Origin of the sequence: Acinetobacter sp. YQ_14, assembly GCF_043102985.1 — a bacterium.
GTDB lineage: Bacteria > Pseudomonadota > Gammaproteobacteria > Pseudomonadales > Moraxellaceae > Acinetobacter > Acinetobacter venetianus.
Map to the genome: position 1 here is coordinate 1 of NZ_JBICJJ010000010.1, position 1,824 is coordinate 1,824.

The window sequence follows — 1,824 nt, forward strand, 5'->3', positions numbered from 1 at the left end:
CCCGCTGAACTTATCGATGGTCTGATTGAACTGGGCGTGAAAGACCTTGTGATTGTCAATAACAATGCAGGCAATGGCGATTACGGTTTGGCAAAACTGCTAAAAACAGGTGCAGTCCGTAAAATCATTTGTTCTTTCCCACGTCAGTCGGATTCATGGGTATTTGATGAACTGTACCGTGCAGGAAAGATTGAATTAGAACTTGTCCCGCAAGGCAATCTCGCTTGCCGTATCCAAGCTGCTGGTATGGGTTTAGGTGCCGTATTTACCCCTACTGGTTTTGGTACGTTATTGGCAGAAGGCAAAGAAACCCGTCATATCGATGGCAAAGACTATGTACTGGAATACCCAATCAAAGCCGACTTTGCTTTGATCAAAGCTTATCAAGGCGATCGTTGGGGCAATTTAGTTTTCAATAAATCTGCACGTAACTTCGGTCCAATCATGGCGATGGCAGCAGATGTCACCATCGCTCAAGTCTCTGAAGTGGTGGAACTGGGTCAGCTTGATCCTGAACACATTATTACCCCAGGCATCTTTGTCCAACATGTAGTTGCCGTTGAAGCAACTTCACCTGTATCAGCATAAGGAGAACAACATGAGCTATCAAAAACTCAACCGTGATCAGATTGCTGAACGTGTTGCACAAGATATTCCAGATGGAGCTTATGTCAATTTAGGCATTGGTTTACCGACCAAGATTTCAAAATACTTACCTGCGGATAAAGATGTGTTTCTGCATTCTGAAAATGGTTTGTTGGCCTTTGGCCCCCCGCCAGCCAAAGGTGAAGAAGATCCTGAACTGATTAATGCAGGTAAAGAATACGTCACTATGCTAACAGGTGGATGCTTTTTCCATCACGGTGATTCATTTGCCATGATGCGCGGTGGACATTTGGATATTGCAGTACTCGGTGCATTCCAAGTTGCAGCCAATGGTGATCTTGCCAATTGGCATACAGGTGCAGCCGATGCCATTCCTGCTGTGGGGGGGGCAATGGATTTAGCCGTTGGTGCAAAGAAAGTTTTTATCACGACTGATCATGTCACTAAACAAGGTGAACCCAAGATTGTTGAAGAACTCAGTTATCCAGCAACAGGATTGAAATGTGTTGATCGTATTTATACCGATCTGTGTGTAATTGATGTGACTACAGACGGTTTAAAGGTGATTGAAAAAGTGGATGGTCTGAGCTTTGAGGAATTGCAAGCTTTGACAGGCGCTCAGTTGATTGATGCGACTCAAATTTAAGGATTGAAATCTCCATACATCCCACTTTGTTAAGGGATACCTCACCAAAACAATAGAGCGAGGTCTCCCTCCTTTTTAAAGGAGGGATTAAGGGAGGATTAAAGGGAAAAACACATGAAAAACGTTTATATCATTGATGCGATTCGCACCCCATTCGGACGTTATGCAGGTGGTTTAGCGCCTGTACGTGCAGATGACCTTGGAGCTATTCCACTTCAAGCCTTGATGCAACGAAATCCAACGATAGATTGGCAACAAGTAGATGATGTGATTTACGGCTGTGCCAATCAGGCGGGTGAAGACAACCGTAATGTGGGACGTATGTCAGCATTATTAGCAGGCTTACCTTATCAAGTGCCTGCTACTACAGTGAACCGTTTATGTGGTTCATCTTTAGATGCCATTGCCATAGCCGCGCGTGCGATCAAAGCCAATGAAGCAAACCTGATCATTGCTGGTGGTGTGGAAAGCATGAGCCGCGCCCCATACGTGATGGGTAAATCAGAGAGCGCATTTGGACGTAGTCAAAAGATTGAAGACACCACCATGGGATGGCGTTTTATCAATCCAAA

General features: G+C 44.8%; 3 protein-coding genes. All 3 read left to right on the forward strand.

Features of this window, described 5'->3' with window-relative positions:
* Positions 1–588: 3-oxoacid CoA-transferase subunit A (locus ACF8D3_RS05105; protein WP_392470525.1), on the forward strand; the 588-nt coding region annotated here is incomplete at its 5' end.
* A 10-nt stretch (positions 589–598) separates the two neighbouring features.
* Positions 599–1,252, forward strand: coding sequence for a 3-oxoacid CoA-transferase subunit B (locus tag ACF8D3_RS05110; protein WP_019384558.1), 654 nt, complete (start codon positions 599–601; stop codon positions 1,250–1,252).
* A 114-nt stretch (positions 1,253–1,366) separates the two neighbouring features.
* A partial coding sequence (locus ACF8D3_RS05115) for a beta-ketoacyl synthase N-terminal-like domain-containing protein (protein WP_392470527.1) occupies positions 1,367–1,824 on the forward strand: 458 nt, incomplete at its 3' end.

Coding starts and splice junctions, on each gene's coding strand:
- ACF8D3_RS05110 (WP_019384558.1), top strand. CDS start 599: ATGAGCTATCAAAAACTCAACCGTGATCAGATTGCTGAACGTGTTGCA.